This window comes from Gilvibacter sediminis, from assembly GCF_028561565.1.
Classification (GTDB): Bacteria; Bacteroidota; Bacteroidia; order Flavobacteriales; family Flavobacteriaceae; genus Gilvibacter; species Gilvibacter sediminis.
The window spans coordinates 1,178,604-1,194,006 of sequence record NZ_JAQQTE010000001.1 but is presented as its reverse complement, the minus strand read 5'-3'; the positions used below and the strand labels follow the sequence as shown (position 1 = coordinate 1,194,006).

Genomic DNA, 15,403 nt, shown 5'->3' with positions numbered 1-15,403 from the left:
CAATGCCTCGTTTACTTTCGCAAACAAGTTTGCTAGTAAATTCGGCATTGATCTTTTCGCCTTCGGCGAAGGTCAGCGCTTATTTTGGCGGGAGCAGGATTCTTTAAAAATTTTGTTCCAAAATTTTTAAAGGGCCTTGGGGGGAGCTTTACGAAGAAAACCACACCGCAAAGCGGTGTTTGGTTTTTTATGCCCATCAATTCAAAAGCAGGATTCATTTTGCTGCGCAAAATGGTCCTTAGTGGGAGAAGCTTTACGAAGAAAACCATACCGCAAAGCGGTGTTTGGTTTTTTATGCCCTTTGAAGCTTAAACGCGAGCGTTCGCTTCAGGGCATAAAAAAACCAGAAGCGATGCTTCTGGTTTTCTTCGTAGCGGGAGCAGGACTCGAACCTGCGACCTTCGGGTTATGAGCCCGACGAGCTACCTACTGCTCTATCCCGCGGTGTGGACGGCAAATATACAACGCTTTTATAAACTGGCAAAGTGCCGTATGGCCTTTTTTTATTACTGTTCTATGCTGTTGGCCTCAAAGCTGGTAAGCTGCTGATCGTCAAAGCGAACGCTGATCTCAATCGGATTACAACAAACTTCACAATCTTCAATATAGGTCTGAGAAACGGACGGATCCAGCAACATGGAGATGGTTTCCCAGCAATACGGACATTGAAAAAGATGTTCTTCCATGACCTTTAGAATTCAACATTTAATAACTGACCAGAAAGCTGCAACAACTCTAATTCAGCGAGCTTAGCCTGATATTTGGCCAAGTTCCTGTTGGTTTGGCTGTTGAGTAGATTGATCTGAGCCAGTCTAAGCTCTACAGAAGAGATCTGACCTAGTTTGTACCGTTCTGCTGAACGCTCGTAATTGTCTTGAGCAGTGAGCACATTTTTGCGCTGCAGTCTGTAGATCTCCAAACTGTTTCGGTAATTGCCGCGAGCATTGGCCAAATTTCTCGAAAGCTCGACGATCAACTGTTTTTCAAAGATCTCTTGATTTTCCTTTAAAATACGAGCGGTCTTGACATTGGTAATTCCGGTACCGCCGTCAAATAAGTTCCAATTCAAACTCAAACCTACGGAGAGTCCGGTACTGGTGCTGCTGGTAGCAAAACTCGTGACGGGGAACTGGCCTTCATTCCAGCCGTAAGAACCGTTGAGGTTCAAGGTTGGCAAGTACACGCTTTTGGCTGCCTTATAACTGTAATCACTTACTTGGATATTGCTTTGTGCAATGAGCAGATCTACATTGTTCTCAGGCGCTTGTTCGTAGTAATCTTCCATCCGAACTGGATTCAAAAAAGCCACGGCGGTATCCACTGTAAATTCGCGTTCTAACTCGCTGTTGAGCACCACGGTCAGATCGCGTTTGGCATTTCTTAAAAGCTGACGCCCATTGATCAAATTTATACTGTCGGTCACCAAATCTACCTCAGCATTAAGCACTTCTAACTTATTGACCTGGCCATAATCAAATTGATACTGTACACGAGTGAGTCGGTCTTGAGTGTTGCTGTAAGTCTGCTCTAGCACCGTGACATTCTCCCTCAAACGAGCAACCTCAAAATAAACGGTAAACAACTGCAATAAGGTGGTTTCAATGGTTTGTCTCACCTGCAGTTCGCTCAAATTGTATTGTTCTTTAAATCGCTTGTAGTCATACCATCGGCCTAAACCGTCAAAGAGGGTATAATTCAAATTAAGCGCGGCGTTATAACGTTCGGTCTCTGCGCCATTGACTGCGTTGACCTCCCCATTTCTAAAAGTTACCTCTTGGTCTTCGTTGCTGTAGTTGAACCCTGCAGTTGCACTGATGATCGGCAAAAAACGAGAATTCAATATGCTCGAATTGGCATCAGCTATCTCAAGTTCATTGCGCGCAATGACAATTCCAAAGTTCTTTTCCAAAGCCTCAGCAACTGCAGTTTCTTTGGAGAGTTCCGACACTTCTTGCCCCAAAGTAAAAAGCGGCAAGAATAAAAGGCTAAGTAATAATATCGATCTATTCACCGGGTACACTTTGAGGGCTCGTGGCAGTGATGGCTGCCGGTTGACTGTGGCCCTGTTCAACTTCTAATTCTTTGATTGCGCGCTCTGCAGCTTCTTTCGGGATCTTCTTTCCAGAGATCAACCAAAATCCATTGGTCTTTATATCATTGGCTACAGAGAGCATGAGCGGTAATATGATCAAGGTCAAAACGGTCGCTATTGCAATTCCGTAAGCAATACTGATAGCCATTGGGATCAAGAACTGCGCTTGTCTGCTTTTCTCTAGGAGCAACGGTGCAATACCTGCTATAGTGGTCAAAGAAGTTAAAAAGATCGCTCTAAAGCGCGAGCGTCCAGCCTCGTATAAGGCCTTGTCAAACTTCATTCCTTCCTTGAGATAACTGTTGAACTTACCTATCAGCACCAAACCATCGTTAACCATGATCCCAATAAGAGCAATGATTCCTAAAGCGGATAAAATATTGATTGGGAAGTTATGCAACCAGTGGCCCCAGGCAACAGCAATAAAGCTGAACGGGATGAGTAAGATGAGCATCAAAGGCTGGCTGTAACTTCTAAACGTAAAGGCGATCACCACATAGATCAAAAACAACACTATTGGGATTACCGCGTTGGCGGACCTTTGTAGTTTTAAGGCTTCTCTATTTTGCCCCTCATAAAGCGGTGTTACAGTTGGATACTTAGAAAGGATCTCTGGCATGATCACATTTTTGACCTCGTCCAAAATCTCGGTAGGGCTGGTCTCTAAATCAGCAAGGTCTGCATTGAGTTGGATCTCTCGTTGCCCGTTCAAGTGACTGATGGATTCCACACCCCGTTTTACGTTGTATGTTGCGATCTCTCCAAAAGGAACGCGTGTTCCGCTCGGTGTCAATATCCTCATCTGATCCAGATCTTCTATAGATTCCCGATTGCTTCTGTCATAGCGCACCCAAACTCGGATCTCATCCTGCCCGCGTTGAAACCGTTGGGCTTGCAAGCCAAAGAAACCAGCGCGAACTTGACCCATGACGTCTCTTAAGTTTAACCCTAAGGCATAAGCGCTTTCTTTAAGTTCTATATTGATCTCTTTAATGCCTTCTGGATCGGTATCGGTGACATCCGCAAGTAAAGGATTATTGTCCATATACTCGCGCAGTTCGGTCTTGGCTGCTTCAAGTTCGGTGGAATTGTTCCCTAAAAGGGAAACAGAGACTGGACTTCCTCCAAAGTTACCTCCTGAACCAAAAGTGAGACGTTCCACGCCATAGACCTCTCCCACTGCGTTTCTGATGGCGTTAGTGATCTCTGGAGAGCTAAAGTCACGCTCTTCTCCAGGAAGCAGGTTCACGGCTAAAGAAGCCTTATTGTTTCCGGGGCCAACACGCTTTATAATATTTTCAACGACCTGTTTGTTTCCACTTTGACGGGCGGAAAAGTCTTCATTGACCTTCCAAGCTTCTCGCTCTACCAGACTGATGATGGAATCTGTGATGCGCGGATTGGTCCCTTCTGGCATGAGCAGGTCTATACTCACACGGTCACTGGCAATCCTGGGGAAGAACGAACTTTTGATCACATTTCCCTGGAAGGCTCCAACAGTCAAGATCATCAAAGCGAGCAAGACAGAAAAGGTCAAAAAACGATGCTTCAAAGAAAAGGCAAGTACTGGGCTGTACAATCTGTCTCTGCAATAGCGCATAAAACGATCTCCGTAAACATTAAAGCTGCGGAGCTTTGCGAAGAATTTTCCGAATCCGGATTGACTCTCTTTGGCTTGCTCTTCTGGCGGTAATAATGCCTTAGAATGCGCAATGTGCGCAGGTAAGATGATTAAAGCTTCAATAAGCGAAACCCCTAAGGTCAGCATAACAATCACGGAAACCTCGCTAAAGAAATCTCCAATTCTGCCGTCTAAGAACATAAAGGTTGAAAAAGCCAAAATGGTCGTAAGGATGGCTGAAAGAATGGGTGGTAACACCTCCATGGTTCCATCTATGGCCGCTTGAATTCTGGGTTTACCCTTTTCATAATGCTGATAGATGTTTTCTGAGATGACAATACCATCATCTACCAAGATCCCGATCACGATGATCATTCCAAAGAGCGACAATACATTGATGGTCACATCAAACTGACCCGCAAAAATGAACATCCCTAGAAAAGAGATCGGCAACCCAAAGGCCACCCAAAAGGCCAAACGCGTATTTAAGAAAAAGGAGAGGAATAAAAGCACCAGTAAAATTCCCATAGCACCATTCTCCACCAATAGATCGGTACGTTGATTCAGCCTGATGGAGGAATCACTCACCACATCGATCTGCACTGCTTTATACTTTTGGTTGAAGGTCTCCACATAAGCATTGACCGCTTCTGCAGAGGAGATCAAGTCTTCATTGTTGGTATTGGTGATGCCTACATTTACCGCAACGTTCCCATTGAAATAAGAGGCGTTTGGGGTCTCCGAAAAGCGATCGCGCACATCGGCTACATCATCCAAGCGAACCACAGTTCCATTTGGATTGGCACGTACTACGAGCCCGTTGAGTTCGTCGCCATAATAGGAACGGTTATTAGCTCGGATCAAATAATCCTCGGCATCGGTCTTGATGTTTCCACCACTGCTGAGAATATTGGCCTGTGCAACGGCATTGGCCACCTCAGTAAAGCTCAAATTATACGCCAAGAGATCATTTTCTCTCACGGCGATCTCAATCTCTTCTTCTGGATAACCAGAAACGGTGATCTGCGAGATCCCGTCTATGGCACGCAAGTCATTTTCAACTTGACGCCCTATTTGTTTTAGTGTAGCCAGATCCACATTTTCTCCACTGATCGCGAAATCTATGGTCTGTCTTACTTGTTCTTGCTTGGCGACTACCAAGGGCTCCATGCCCGTGGGATAATTCGGAACACGATCCACCGCGTTCTTTACCTCAGCAAGCATCACATCAATGTCTTCATCGGAATCGATCTCTACAGTGATACTCCCGCCATTTTCTCTAGAAACTGAGGTTACGCGTTCCACCCCTTTCAACCCTTTGAGGTTGTCTTCAATTTTGAGCACGACCCCTTCTTCAATCTCCTGAGGTGCGGCCCCTGGATAGGCAATGCTGATGCTGATGATCTCAGACTCCTGCAGCGGAAAAAAAGAAGATTTTAAACGCAACATGCCAACAACCCCAAAAATGATGAAAGCAATGATGAGGATGTTTACAGCAACCTCGAACTTTATAAAATAACTGATGAGTTTACGCATGACTAAGGCTGAACTGTGGTTTCGGCTGCTTCTGCCTGATCCATAATATATTTCACCTTCATGCCTGGATACGCACCCGGAATGGGTTTAGAAAGCATGAGCAAGCCATCTTCCAAACCTCTAATCACCACATTTTTATCTGAGAAATGCACTGGCTCAACACTAATTAGATCTAAAACCGAATCACGTACCACGTAGACCTCAGCTTCATTGACCAAAAGCTTTCTACTGATCTGGACCGCATTCTCTTGGGCTCTGGCTGCCAAGGCAGCTTCTAAATACATGCCTTCCTTGAGATCTGGCGCGGTGACATCTACAAAAACAGCAATGGTTTGTGTAGCCTGGTCTATCTTGGCATTGATTCTACTCACCGTACCTGTATAACTACTTGTTTTATTGAGATTTACCAATTCCACCTCAGCGCCTCGGCGCAATAGATCGCTGAATTCTTTACTGACTGCCAACTCCAATTCATAGCTGCTCGGATCAATAAATTCTCCCAACTGCTGCCCTGTGCGCACTAAGGTTCCCTTGTTTACCAATGCAGCAGTCAGCGTTCCGTTAAAAGGCGCTCGCATTACGTATTTGCCCAAACGCTGCTCTTGATTTTTAATGTTGTAATAAGCCGTAGTGATGCCACGACCGCTGATGAAATAACCCAACTTATCGTTGGCAAACTCTGGTAAGGGCGGCAAAGCTTTGTCAATATTGATACTTGACAAGTAGTTCTGCCAAACCGGGAAAGCGTCCGGATAATCCAAACGCAGATCCGGCATCAATGCAGTAATCAGGTTGTAAAATTCACTGCGTGAGGATTGCACAGAGGCATAGAACTCGTCTGAATCTAAACGCAAGAGTACCTCTCCCTTTCGGTACTGCTGTCCTGGTTTAAAGTCTCGAGAACTGCTGTTAAACACCCCTTGAACCTCCGCATAGAGCTCCAAGCGATTTTTAGCCATTAGCGTTCCATTAGCTGCTACAGTAATGGGAACTGTTGCATTACTTACAGGTTTTACGAAGACAGTTTTAATGACTTCTTTGGCAACAGGTTTTGGTTGTTTGTTTGCACTAATAATGGCCTTAGCCCCAAAAAAGGCCGCCACAAGAAGTAGTGCTCCAAAGAGATATAATAGTACTTTACGCATGTTCCGGTCGGTTAATTGTGCAAAATTAGCGCAACTACCTAGGGACAGGCGTTAAAGGATTCATAAATAAAAGTAGGCCCCAAAAGGGCTGCGAGCTGATTTATTCGGAGCCGCGTTTCTGTCCTCTGTTCTTCGCAGATCGAATCACCAAGAATTCAACAAAGATGGAAAACGCCATGGCGGAGTAGATATACCCCTTGGCTATAGGCTGCTCAATGGACTCGGCCACTAAAGAAATACCGATCAATAAAAGAAAGGACAAGGCCAGAATCTTAACACTGGGGTGTTGGTTCACAAACTGGCTCACAAAGTTCAAACTAAAGACCATAAAGATCATAGACACCACCACAGCGGCAATCATGATCTCCACATCTTCTGCCATCCCTACGGCAGTGATCACAGAATCCAATCCAAAGACAATGTCCAAGAGACCAATTTGAATGACGGTCTTTAAAAAGGTGGTGGGTTTTTTACTACCTGCTTCTCGCTGGGATTCTCCCTCCACACTTTCATGGATCTCTTTAATACTTTTGTACATCAAGAACAGACCTCCGATCAATAAGATCAAATCACGTCCTGAAATGGAAAGACGTTCGTGCCATTCTCCACTGACACCCAACCAATCTCCGACATTGAAGAGCGGCGTGGTCAGGGTCATGACCCAAGTAATAGAAAGTAGTAAGACTATGCGTGTAAACAGTGCAAAGAGCAAACCGATATTGCGCCCTTTCTTCTGCTGCTCTGGTGGGAGCTTATCCGTCTGTATAGAAATGAAGACAATATTGTCAACACCCAAGATGATCTCCATGATCACTAAGGTTAAAAAGGCTGCCCAGGCTTCTGTACTGGTCAATAATTCCCACATAGTTTTCGCTTAAGTCAATTGATCTATTTCCTCGCTGATGTCTTCCCAGCGCTGCATCAAAGTGTCAAGTTCGTCTTTTTTGGATTGATAGCTGTCAAAAAAGTTGGGATCTTTCACCGTTTCGTCATAATTCACTTCTAAGGCGACGTCTGACTCCTTTATTTGTTTTTCCAAGGCTGATATCTGCGATTCCACCTTACTGAGCTTATTTTTAAGCGATTTAAGCTGTTTTTGCTCTTCATAGGTCTTCTTATTGGCAGACTTATCTGTTTTCTCCTTAGCGACCACGCTGCGCTTTTCTGCCTCACGCATGGAACGCAGGTTACGCTGCTCCAAGAAGAACTCAATATCTCCTAAGTATTCTTTGATCTGATGATCTCTAAATTCATAGATCTTATTGGTAAGCCCCTGCAGAAAGTCACGGTCGTGAGAAACCAAGATCAAGGTCCCTTCATAGTTGGCTAGGGCTTCCTTTAAAACGTTCTTGGATTTAATGTCTAGGTGATTCGTCGGCTCATCCATAATAAGCACATTGAACGGCTGCAAAAGTAATTTGGCCAAGGCCAAACGATTGCGTTCTCCTCCAGACAGGACGCGTACATACTTATCTACCGCCTCATCTCTAAACAGGAAAGCTCCTAAAATATCGCGAACTTTGGTGCGGTTCTTTTCATTAGCCGCATCGATCATGGTATCCAGCACCGTTTTGGAACCGTCTAAATGATCGGCTTGGTCTTGTGCAAAATAACCCAGCTGCACGTTGTGCCCCAAATTGACCTTTCCTTGATGAGCGATCTCACCCACAATGATCTTGGCTAAGGTAGTTTTACCCTGCCCATTCTGACCCACAAAGGCGATCTTACTGTCGCGCTCTACAAGCATTTCCAGTGGATTCAAAACGCGCTTGTCTCCATAGCTTTTGGCTACATCTTCTAACTCCAAGACCACTTTACCTGGAGTAACCGATACCGGAAAGCGCACACTCATCACGGCATTGTCGTCTTGATCCACTTCAATTCTATCAATCTTGTCCAGCTTCTTGATCAGCGATTGCGCCATGGTAGCCTTGGAAGCCTTAGCACGAAACTTTTCAATAAGTTTCTCCGTCTGCGCGATTTGTTTCTGCTGATTCTTTTGCGCTGCCAATTGTTGGGTGCGCAACTCTCCGCGCAAGCTCAAGTATTCGCTATAAGGTTTGGGGTAATCATATATACGTCCCAAAGAGATCTCAATGGTTCTGTTGGTAATGGTATCTAAGAAAACACGGTCGTGAGAGACGATCACCACCGCGCCTGTATATTGTTTTAAGAATTCTTCCAGCCAAAGGATGGACTCAATGTCTAAGTGGTTGGTAGGCTCATCCAACAGCAACACATCATTATCCTGCAAAAGGAGTTTGGCCAATTCCACGCGCATGCGCCATCCACCCGAGAAGGTAGAAGTCAGCTTGTCAAAGTCTGCAGCGGTAAAACCGAGACCTTTTAAAATGCGTTCCGTATCGCCTTGATAATTATAACCGCCCAACAATTCATACTGTTGCTGCACTTCATTGAGGTCGATCATGAGTTGGTTGTAACTCTCACTTTCATAATCGGTGCGCTCCGCCAACTGCTGATTGATCCCTTCCAAACGCGCTTCCAACTCTTTGATCTTTACAAAGGCCTTTTGCGCTTCTTCCTTGACGCTACATCCCTTTTCAAAGTCAATGTCCTGCTTTAAAAAGCCAATGCGCAGCTCTTTGTCTGTGGCTATCTGGCCGGTATCGTACTCTTGTTCTTGGGCTAAAATTCGGAGCAGCGTAGATTTTCCAGCGCCGTTCTTCCCCACAAGACCCACACGGTCTCCACCACCCAATTTAAAGGTAAGTTCACTAAAGAGATCCTCGCCCTGAAAAGAAACCGATAAATTGTGTACGTTTAACATAGAAGAGTGACTTATGTCACATTTTTGGTAGTGCAAATATCCCTAATTTTGCAAGGTAAATCAAAAACATTTTCAAATGTTGAAAGGCGCTAAAATCTATAGCATATTTACGGGCACTTGCCCGGTTTGTCAAAACGAAAGCATGTACCGCAGCAGCAAACTTTACGCGCCTAAAAAGACTTTGGAAATGAACGAACGCTGCTCGCATTGCAACACCAAATACAAGATTGAGCCTTCATTCTTTTACGGTGCTATGTACGTGAGTTATGGCGTGGGTGTGGCCTTTGCTGTGGCTACCTTTATTGTTACTTACTTCTTTTTGGGTTTGGATCGACTGCAAGCCTTCTTGGCTATCGTAGCGGTGCTGGTACTTGGTTTACCGGTGATCTTGCGCCTTTCCAGAAACATCTGGATCAACTTCTTTTTTAATTACGATAAAAACGCCTGATGTCTATCTCCTGAGGCAGCGGCTGCTCGTTTTCTAAATGCTCGTAAAGCTGATGAGCAACTGTGGGTCCGATCATCACCCCACGCGTGCCTAAACCGTTAAGCATGGCCATTTGCGCATGCTTTGGATGCACGCCGACGAGTGGTCTTCTATCTGCTGTTGTAGGTCTGATACCGACGCGATGTTCCAAGACCTGATAATCGAGATCAATGAGCTTCTCAAGCGCCTTCAGTAGTTTTTGCTTTCCTTCTGTGGTAGGTTCAAGTGTCTTGTCTTCCCAGTTATAGGTAGCTCCAACAGAGAAACGGGTTCCGCCCAATGGAATAATGAACACGTCAGTCTTTAAAACAAAATCGAGCTGGAGATTAGGAACATCAATAATGAGCAGTTCTCCTTTATTCCCTTTGAGTTTAGAGGAATCGAAGAATGGATTATGTTTTAAGCCAAAGCCTTCTGCAAAGACGATCCTTTTGGCAGTGATTCCTTTATAGTTAACACCTGAATTCATTTCAAGCTGATCATAATCCAATCGCTCTTTGAAAAGCAAACCTCGATCAAACAAGTCTTCTGCATAGGCTTGCATAAGCGCAGCCGTGTCTATCTTTCCCGTATTGAGTACTTGTCCCATTCCAAAGGGAACTTTGACACCCTGCGGAGCATCACTGATGGTATTAGGATTCAAATAGGGTTTGAGATGCGGCTTATCACAAGCCACCACCCAGTTGTTTAGATCTTCATAAGATTGAAACTTCTTCTGCACAGGAATTCGCAGATCAAAGCTTTTTCCCAGTCGTTTCTCAATGCGCTCGTAAATGGGAAGCGCTTTTTGAAGCTGATCGGCCGCATTCCAAGACAAGGTGAGTCGTTTTAAGATCACAGGGTTGTACAAACCCCCAGAGACCCAAGAGGAATAATTCTCGCCCTGGTCAAAGACTACAAAGGACTTACCGGCCTCTTGCAACTTTTCCACAAAGTTGATTCCGGCCAAGCCCAATCCAACGACTATATAATCTACCTCGGTTTTCATCCGCAGCAAAAATACTACTTTAAAAATGGGCAAAAATAAAAGCGCCCTTCATTTGAAGAGCGCTTTTCCCTAATTTACTAATGGAAATTCTTCTGTTAATAGTTCCACATATCCATTTCTAGATTGCGGATCCTTTCTTTGATTCTATCCGACTCAAGCAATTGCATGAGTGCGTTATCACTGATATAATCCTTAACCTGACGGTCACCTTGGACGTTGTCCTCGCGATAGATTATACCATTAAAGCGTCTAGAATTTAAGATATGGTCGAACGATATGGGTTGGGAAGTGTTCAAACGGTTGAACGCCTTAGCCTCGTGTAACACCTTACGTGCACTCGGGAACCAAACCCAAAACAATTCTACTTTGTCTGTTGCTTGATCTGGGAAAGCCAAGGAACGTGCTTCCGGTGCAACCGGAGCCAGTCCTAGTAAACGGTACTTCAATTCACCTTGACGCTTGTCTAGGTACCAGTATCCGCGTACGTGCCATTCCAAAATATCTGCTGAACCTAGATCAAACTTGCGGATGTATTCTTCATCCACACGGCCTTCTGCGTTGAATTGACGGATACCGGCATCGGTAGTGTCTGTGTAACGCAAAGAAGCACTGATATCATCTAGCGTTCTTTTTTCAGTAAAGTAAGAGTCTGCGTAAACATGCTCAATTGTACCGTCTTTGATGTTCTTTACCAATACATCGTATAAAGAACGTCTGTCTGCACCAATATTGTTGGTGTCAATTGGGTAGTACAATGGGAAGTTTACACGCTCGTCCAAGTCAATGATCTCCCAAGTGGTTTTAGACCACAGTACATCACGCTCGTCTACGTAACCATAAGGTAGCGGCTCGTCATTATCATAAGCGATCTGCTCTGCTGTCTTCATTCCGATCTCATCGGGAGTCTTGGCATTGAGTATATTGCGCTGGGCCAAGGTGGTAAAACTTACCATCAAGGTCATTACAAATACCAAAGCGATTCTTGACTTCATCATTTCTATAGCTTTTTTTATTCTAGTTTGTTAACTCTACAAATACCGGAGAGATTCGCTGTAGTTTGTAACCGGAGTTTCCTTGGATCTGAGCTTTGATGTCATAGATCTGAACAGTTTCACCACGCTTAGCTCTACGTAGGGCTGCTTTGGCTCTGTCGTCTAGTTTACGTCCGTTAACTACTACTGTAGGCTGACCGGATACTTTAAAACTAAAGCTAGTTACAGATAGGTTCAAGTCAAAGTCAAAGTCTAACAATGCTGCTCCAATAGAAGCGATCTCCAAAGATGATCTTGGCATGCGTACTGCACCACCGTTTCCATCTTCACCACTAACTGTACCTGTTGGACGTGGAATGTCCTTGATACGGAAAGTAGCAGGAGTGCTGATTGGTTGACCATCAGGCAATGTACCTCTTGCATTGATCGTCACTTCACGGCCCTGTCCTGGTCGCATAACGTATTTACTTCCAGAAACTTTTGTTAAACCTGTTCCGGATGCAGATACTTTGTTATCAGGAATACCAGGGATAGAAACCGTCATTGGGTTGTCTACACCGCGGTATACTACGTTCATTTTGTCGGCAGAGATCACTGCTGCGTTAGGCTTAGTAATGGTAGCGAAACCGGTGTTCACTTCCACTTCAAATTCTTTACCTTCTTCTCCGTAGATCAATTTACCTTCGATCTTGTGATCTCCAGCTCCACCAGCACCGACCTTCAATTTGATACGACCACCGTCAATCTCATACTTGTCTTCACTTAGTGGACGTCCGTCCAAAGTAAGCTCAACACGTTGAGGAACAGTAGAAGCATCTGTACGTCCTAGTAGGATCTCCCCATCAAAGGTCTCTCCAACATAGTACGCAGACTTAGGTGCGTCCATGAATGTGTTATAGTTGCTCATAGAAAGCAGGGTTGCCTGCTGACCTTGTAGCATCTTTCCAAGTACTTCACTTTTGGTAGTCTTGATGTCCGCTTGCATTTGTGTAAGCTTAGTCAAAGACGCTACCATCGGCACACGCTCAAAGTTGTAGTTCATCCAGTCGATCTTAAGACCATCGCGGTCCTCAACTTGTCCTGTAGAGAAGTTCTTCTCTACATACTCTTTAACTTCTGGATAATCATCACCAATGGCGGCAACCATTTGTGTGCGGTACTTGTTTACTGCGTCTAAAAAGGCTTTTCCTTCTGCCTTAAGACCATCAGCGTTAAAGAACATCTGATCTAAGAAATCAGATTTGTCCATTACTTCGTAGTCTTTAGGGTCTTCTACAGTAGCCTCCATCTGACTCTTGATTTTTTCAACAACTGCGTCGAATTCATCAGAGATGGTGCTTACTTGATCAGCCTTAGTTTTAAGATCTGCATATTGCTCTGGTGAGTCACTAGCCTTAGTAGCAAGACTTGCTAAAAGGGCATCGTTACGTTCCGTAGAAGCAACATTTGCGTCTTCTAATTTTTCGTTCAACATACCAAAGGCAGTAAGTACTTCCTTAGAGATGTTGAGGGCGAGCATAGCGATGAAAACCAGATACATCAGGTTAATCATCTTCTGCCGCGGAGATAGTTTTCCTCCAGCCATAACTTCTTCTGTTTTAGATTAAGGGGTTAGTAAGTAAAAACTATCTTAGTTTCTATTCATTGCAGAAAGCATACCTCCGTATACACCGTTCAATGAAGAAAGGTTAGAAGTCAAATTTTCCATTTGTGCTTTCAATTGAGCTGCGTTTTCAACAACTTGCTCGTTTACTTCTGCCTGACGGCTGGTAGATTCAACCTGTACTTTGTAAAGAGAATTTAGCGACTCCATTTGTGCAGCTGCTAAAGCCATTTCTTCACTGTACTTCTTCGTTGAATTCATAGCGTCGGTAGTTGGGGCCATACTTTTCGCTGCTCCTTCAAAGGAACGGATGCTGTCACCAAGACTGGTCATAAGACCTTCATCAATCTTAGCTGCTTTCAGCATTTCGTCTAATTTTTGAGATAGTAGACCTTGGGCGTCTTGAGGCTTTTCTTCTTTCTTCTTGCCAGTTGATTTTCCACCAGCTAGTTCTGGGTAAACCAATGACCAGTCTAGATCGTCGTCTACTGGTTCAAATGCAGAGATAGCAAAGATGATTGCTTCTGTAATAAGTCCGATCGCAAGAAGTACACCACCGTTTAGTGGTCCTAGCTCCCAGTGAAGGATCTTAAATAGTGCCCCTAGGATAACGATTGAGGCTCCTAGTCCATAAGCCATGTTAAATAGCTTCTTAGATGATTTTGATTGTGCCATAATAAATAAATTAAGTTAAGTTAAGTTACTACTGTTAGTCATTTTACAAATGAACACCGGCTAGCATATACCGGTGATGTCTTTATCGACCGTCTCCGAACTGTTCGTTCAGAACCACGTCGGTTCCCATATAATCCTGCACGGTTCTAAAGCCGATGTAGCTACGTGCAGAATCAGCGTATTCGTAGTCACGGGTACTCACCTGAAGGAAGTATGCAACATCCTTCCAAGATCCACCGCGGATCACTTTACGCATGTTATTCTTGTCGTTCACGTTAGGGTTGATCGTAGAAGAGTAGTCATAAGAATTGGGGTCATAAGATGATGCTACCCACTCTGATACGTTCCCTGCCATGTTGTAGAGGTTGTAATCGTTTGGTTCGTAAGCGTCTGCCTCAACAGTGTATAATGCTTGATCAGCAGCGTAGTCACCACGAAGCGGCTTAAAGTTCGCCATAAAACATCCGCGATCGTTCTTGGCATAAGGACCACCCCAAGGGAAGGTCGCAGATTCCAATCCACCACGTGCAGCGTATTCCCACTCAGCCTCTCCAGGCAAACGGAAACTGTTCACGTACTGACGGCGACGCGATTTTTGATAAGCGTTCTTGTATAAAGTTCTCCAAGCACAGAAAGCTTTCGCTTGCTTCCAATTCACACCAACTACAGGATATTCTCCATAAGCTTCGTGCCAGAAGTAATCGTTGTGCATAGGCTCGTTGTACGAGTAGTTAAAGTCTTTGATCCACACTGTAGTGTCTGGATATACATTCACAGTGTCTTTAATGATGAAGTCCTTACGACGTTTGTCCTTGTCACGAGCAGCAGCTTGAATATCCATATAAGAATACTGGAAGTTCAATTTGCTCACGTCAATAGTACGTTGTCCGTTGTAAGCTTCTTCAATTGGAATGTACATCGTATCCATTACCTCTGCGTAGTACTCATCAGGGTACTGGCTGGTATCCCAAAGGATATCAATGTCTCTGTTAATTTTACGACCTGCGTAGTAGTCGTCTCCCATCCCGAAGTAATTGTCATACATATACTTCTCATAAGGAGTCATGTCGTCTGTGTTGTCTTGGTCAACAAAGGCAAATTCGCCAATCCCACCATCACCCGGTGTTGCGCCAGTCTCATCAGCTAAAATAGCCAAACGTAGACGTACAGTTGAATCACGTACCCAGTTTACAAATTGTCTGTATTCTGCGTTCGTAATCTCTGTCTCATCCATGTAAAAGGAGCGCACGGTAACCGTTCGAGTCGGGGCATCGTTTACCGCAACAATGTCGTCATCAGCTTTACCCATAATGAAAGATCCGCCCGGAATTAGGGTCATTCCGAAAGGCTTTTCAGGGTGCCATTTCTTTCCTTTAGCACCAACCAATTCTCCACGATCGGTTGAATTACAAGATACCAAAAGAGCAGCAAATGCAACAATTGCAAATAGCTTTTTCATAGGTGTTTAGGTTAAAA

The 15,403-nt window shown here is 44.5% G+C and carries 12 protein-coding genes and 1 tRNA gene; 1 reads left to right on the top strand and 12 read right to left on the bottom strand.

The window, feature by feature from the left end:
* Nucleotides 1-371 precede the first annotated feature (371 nt).
* From POW22_RS05400 to POW22_RS05370, 7 genes are all read right to left on the bottom strand, one after another.
* Nucleotides 372-444: transfer RNA gene (locus tag POW22_RS05400), tRNA-Met, on the bottom strand.
* A gap of 62 nt (nucleotides 445-506) precedes the next feature.
* Nucleotides 507-686 carry a CPXCG motif-containing cysteine-rich protein gene (locus POW22_RS05395; RefSeq protein WP_272831603.1) on the bottom strand — a complete coding sequence of 60 codons (180 nt, stop codon included), beginning with the start codon at nucleotides 684-686 and terminating at the stop codon, nucleotides 507-509.
* 5 nt (nucleotides 687-691) lie between these two features.
* A complete protein-coding gene (locus POW22_RS05390) occupies nucleotides 692-2,011 on the bottom strand; it encodes a TolC family protein (protein ID WP_272831602.1) in 1,320 nt (439 codons plus the stop codon).
* Complete coding sequence (locus POW22_RS05385; RefSeq protein ID WP_272831601.1) at nucleotides 2,004-5,249, bottom strand: efflux RND transporter permease subunit; 3,246 nt, start codon at nucleotides 5,247-5,249, stop codon at nucleotides 2,004-2,006. The genes POW22_RS05390 and POW22_RS05385 overlap by 8 nt, the downstream gene beginning before the upstream one ends.
* 2 nt (nucleotides 5,250-5,251) lie before the next feature.
* Nucleotides 5,252-6,394 (bottom strand): efflux RND transporter periplasmic adaptor subunit, encoded by a 1,143-nt coding sequence (locus tag POW22_RS05380; RefSeq protein ID WP_272831600.1) that lies wholly within the window; start codon nucleotides 6,392-6,394, stop codon nucleotides 5,252-5,254.
* A 100-nt stretch (nucleotides 6,395-6,494) separates the two neighbouring features.
* The gene (locus tag POW22_RS05375) at nucleotides 6,495-7,259 is read right to left on the bottom strand and encodes a TerC family protein (RefSeq protein WP_272831599.1); all 765 of its coding nucleotides are present in this window, start codon (nucleotides 7,257-7,259) and stop codon (nucleotides 6,495-6,497) included.
* A gap of 9 nt (nucleotides 7,260-7,268) precedes the next feature.
* Nucleotides 7,269-9,182, bottom strand: coding sequence for an ABC-F family ATP-binding cassette domain-containing protein (locus POW22_RS05370; RefSeq protein ID WP_272831598.1), 1,914 nt, complete (start codon nucleotides 9,180-9,182; stop codon nucleotides 7,269-7,271).
* A gap of 142 nt (nucleotides 9,183-9,324) precedes the next feature.
* Here POW22_RS05370 and POW22_RS05365 point away from each other — a divergent pair, with 142 nt between their 5' ends.
* Nucleotides 9,325-9,630: a DUF983 domain-containing protein gene (locus POW22_RS05365; protein ID WP_336407704.1), complete on the top strand. Its 306-nt coding sequence runs from the start codon at nucleotides 9,325-9,327 to the stop codon at nucleotides 9,628-9,630.
* Here POW22_RS05365 and POW22_RS05360 read toward each other — a convergent pair.
* The 5 genes from POW22_RS05360 to porK all read right to left on the bottom strand — a co-directional run bounded on the left by POW22_RS05360 (nucleotide 9,608) and on the right by porK (nucleotide 15,386).
* Nucleotides 9,608-10,657 (bottom strand): NAD(P)/FAD-dependent oxidoreductase, encoded by a 1,050-nt coding sequence (locus POW22_RS05360; protein WP_272831596.1) that lies wholly within the window; start codon nucleotides 10,655-10,657, stop codon nucleotides 9,608-9,610. The two genes, POW22_RS05365 and POW22_RS05360, sit on opposite strands and share 23 nt — an antisense overlap.
* 95 nt (nucleotides 10,658-10,752) lie before the next feature.
* Nucleotides 10,753-11,649: a type IX secretion system ring subunit PorN/GldN gene (gene porN, locus POW22_RS05355; RefSeq protein ID WP_272831847.1), complete on the bottom strand. Its 897-nt coding sequence runs from the start codon at nucleotides 11,647-11,649 to the stop codon at nucleotides 10,753-10,755.
* A gap of 22 nt (nucleotides 11,650-11,671) precedes the next feature.
* Nucleotides 11,672-13,234 carry a type IX secretion system motor protein PorM/GldM gene (porM, locus tag POW22_RS05350; protein ID WP_272831595.1) on the bottom strand — a complete coding sequence of 521 codons (1,563 nt, stop codon included), beginning with the start codon at nucleotides 13,232-13,234 and terminating at the stop codon, nucleotides 11,672-11,674.
* A 45-nt stretch (nucleotides 13,235-13,279) separates the two neighbouring features.
* Nucleotides 13,280-13,927: a type IX secretion system motor protein PorL/GldL gene (porL, locus tag POW22_RS05345; protein WP_272831594.1), complete on the bottom strand. Its 648-nt coding sequence runs from the start codon at nucleotides 13,925-13,927 to the stop codon at nucleotides 13,280-13,282.
* 82 nt (nucleotides 13,928-14,009) lie between these two features.
* A complete protein-coding gene (porK, locus tag POW22_RS05340) occupies nucleotides 14,010-15,386 on the bottom strand; it encodes a T9SS ring complex lipoprotein PorK/GldK (RefSeq protein ID WP_272831593.1) in 1,377 nt (458 codons plus the stop codon).
* Between the last annotated feature and the right edge of the window lie 17 nt (nucleotides 15,387-15,403).

Coding starts and splice junctions, on each gene's coding strand:
- POW22_RS05395 (WP_272831603.1), bottom strand. CDS start 686: ATGGAAGAACATCTTTTTCAATGTCCGTATTGCTGGGAAACCATCTCC.
- POW22_RS05385 (WP_272831601.1), bottom strand. CDS start 5,249: ATGCGTAAACTCATCAGTTATTTTATAAAGTTCGAGGTTGCTGTAAAC.
- POW22_RS05380 (WP_272831600.1), bottom strand. CDS start 6,394: ATGCGTAAAGTACTATTATATCTCTTTGGAGCACTACTTCTTGTGGCG.
- POW22_RS05375 (WP_272831599.1), bottom strand. CDS start 7,259: ATGTGGGAATTATTGACCAGTACAGAAGCCTGGGCAGCCTTTTTAACC.
- POW22_RS05370 (WP_272831598.1), bottom strand. CDS start 9,182: ATGTTAAACGTACACAATTTATCGGTTTCTTTTCAGGGCGAGGATCTC.
- POW22_RS05365 (WP_336407704.1), top strand. CDS start 9,325: ATGTACCGCAGCAGCAAACTTTACGCGCCTAAAAAGACTTTGGAAATG.
- POW22_RS05360 (WP_272831596.1), bottom strand. CDS start 10,657: ATGAAAACCGAGGTAGATTATATAGTCGTTGGATTGGGCTTGGCCGGA.
- porN (WP_272831847.1), bottom strand. CDS start 11,649: ATGAAGTCAAGAATCGCTTTGGTATTTGTAATGACCTTGATGGTAAGT.
- porM (WP_272831595.1), bottom strand. CDS start 13,234: ATGGCTGGAGGAAAACTATCTCCGCGGCAGAAGATGATTAACCTGATG.
- porL (WP_272831594.1), bottom strand. CDS start 13,927: ATGGCACAATCAAAATCATCTAAGAAGCTATTTAACATGGCTTATGGA.
- porK (WP_272831593.1), bottom strand. CDS start 15,386: ATGAAAAAGCTATTTGCAATTGTTGCATTTGCTGCTCTTTTGGTATCT.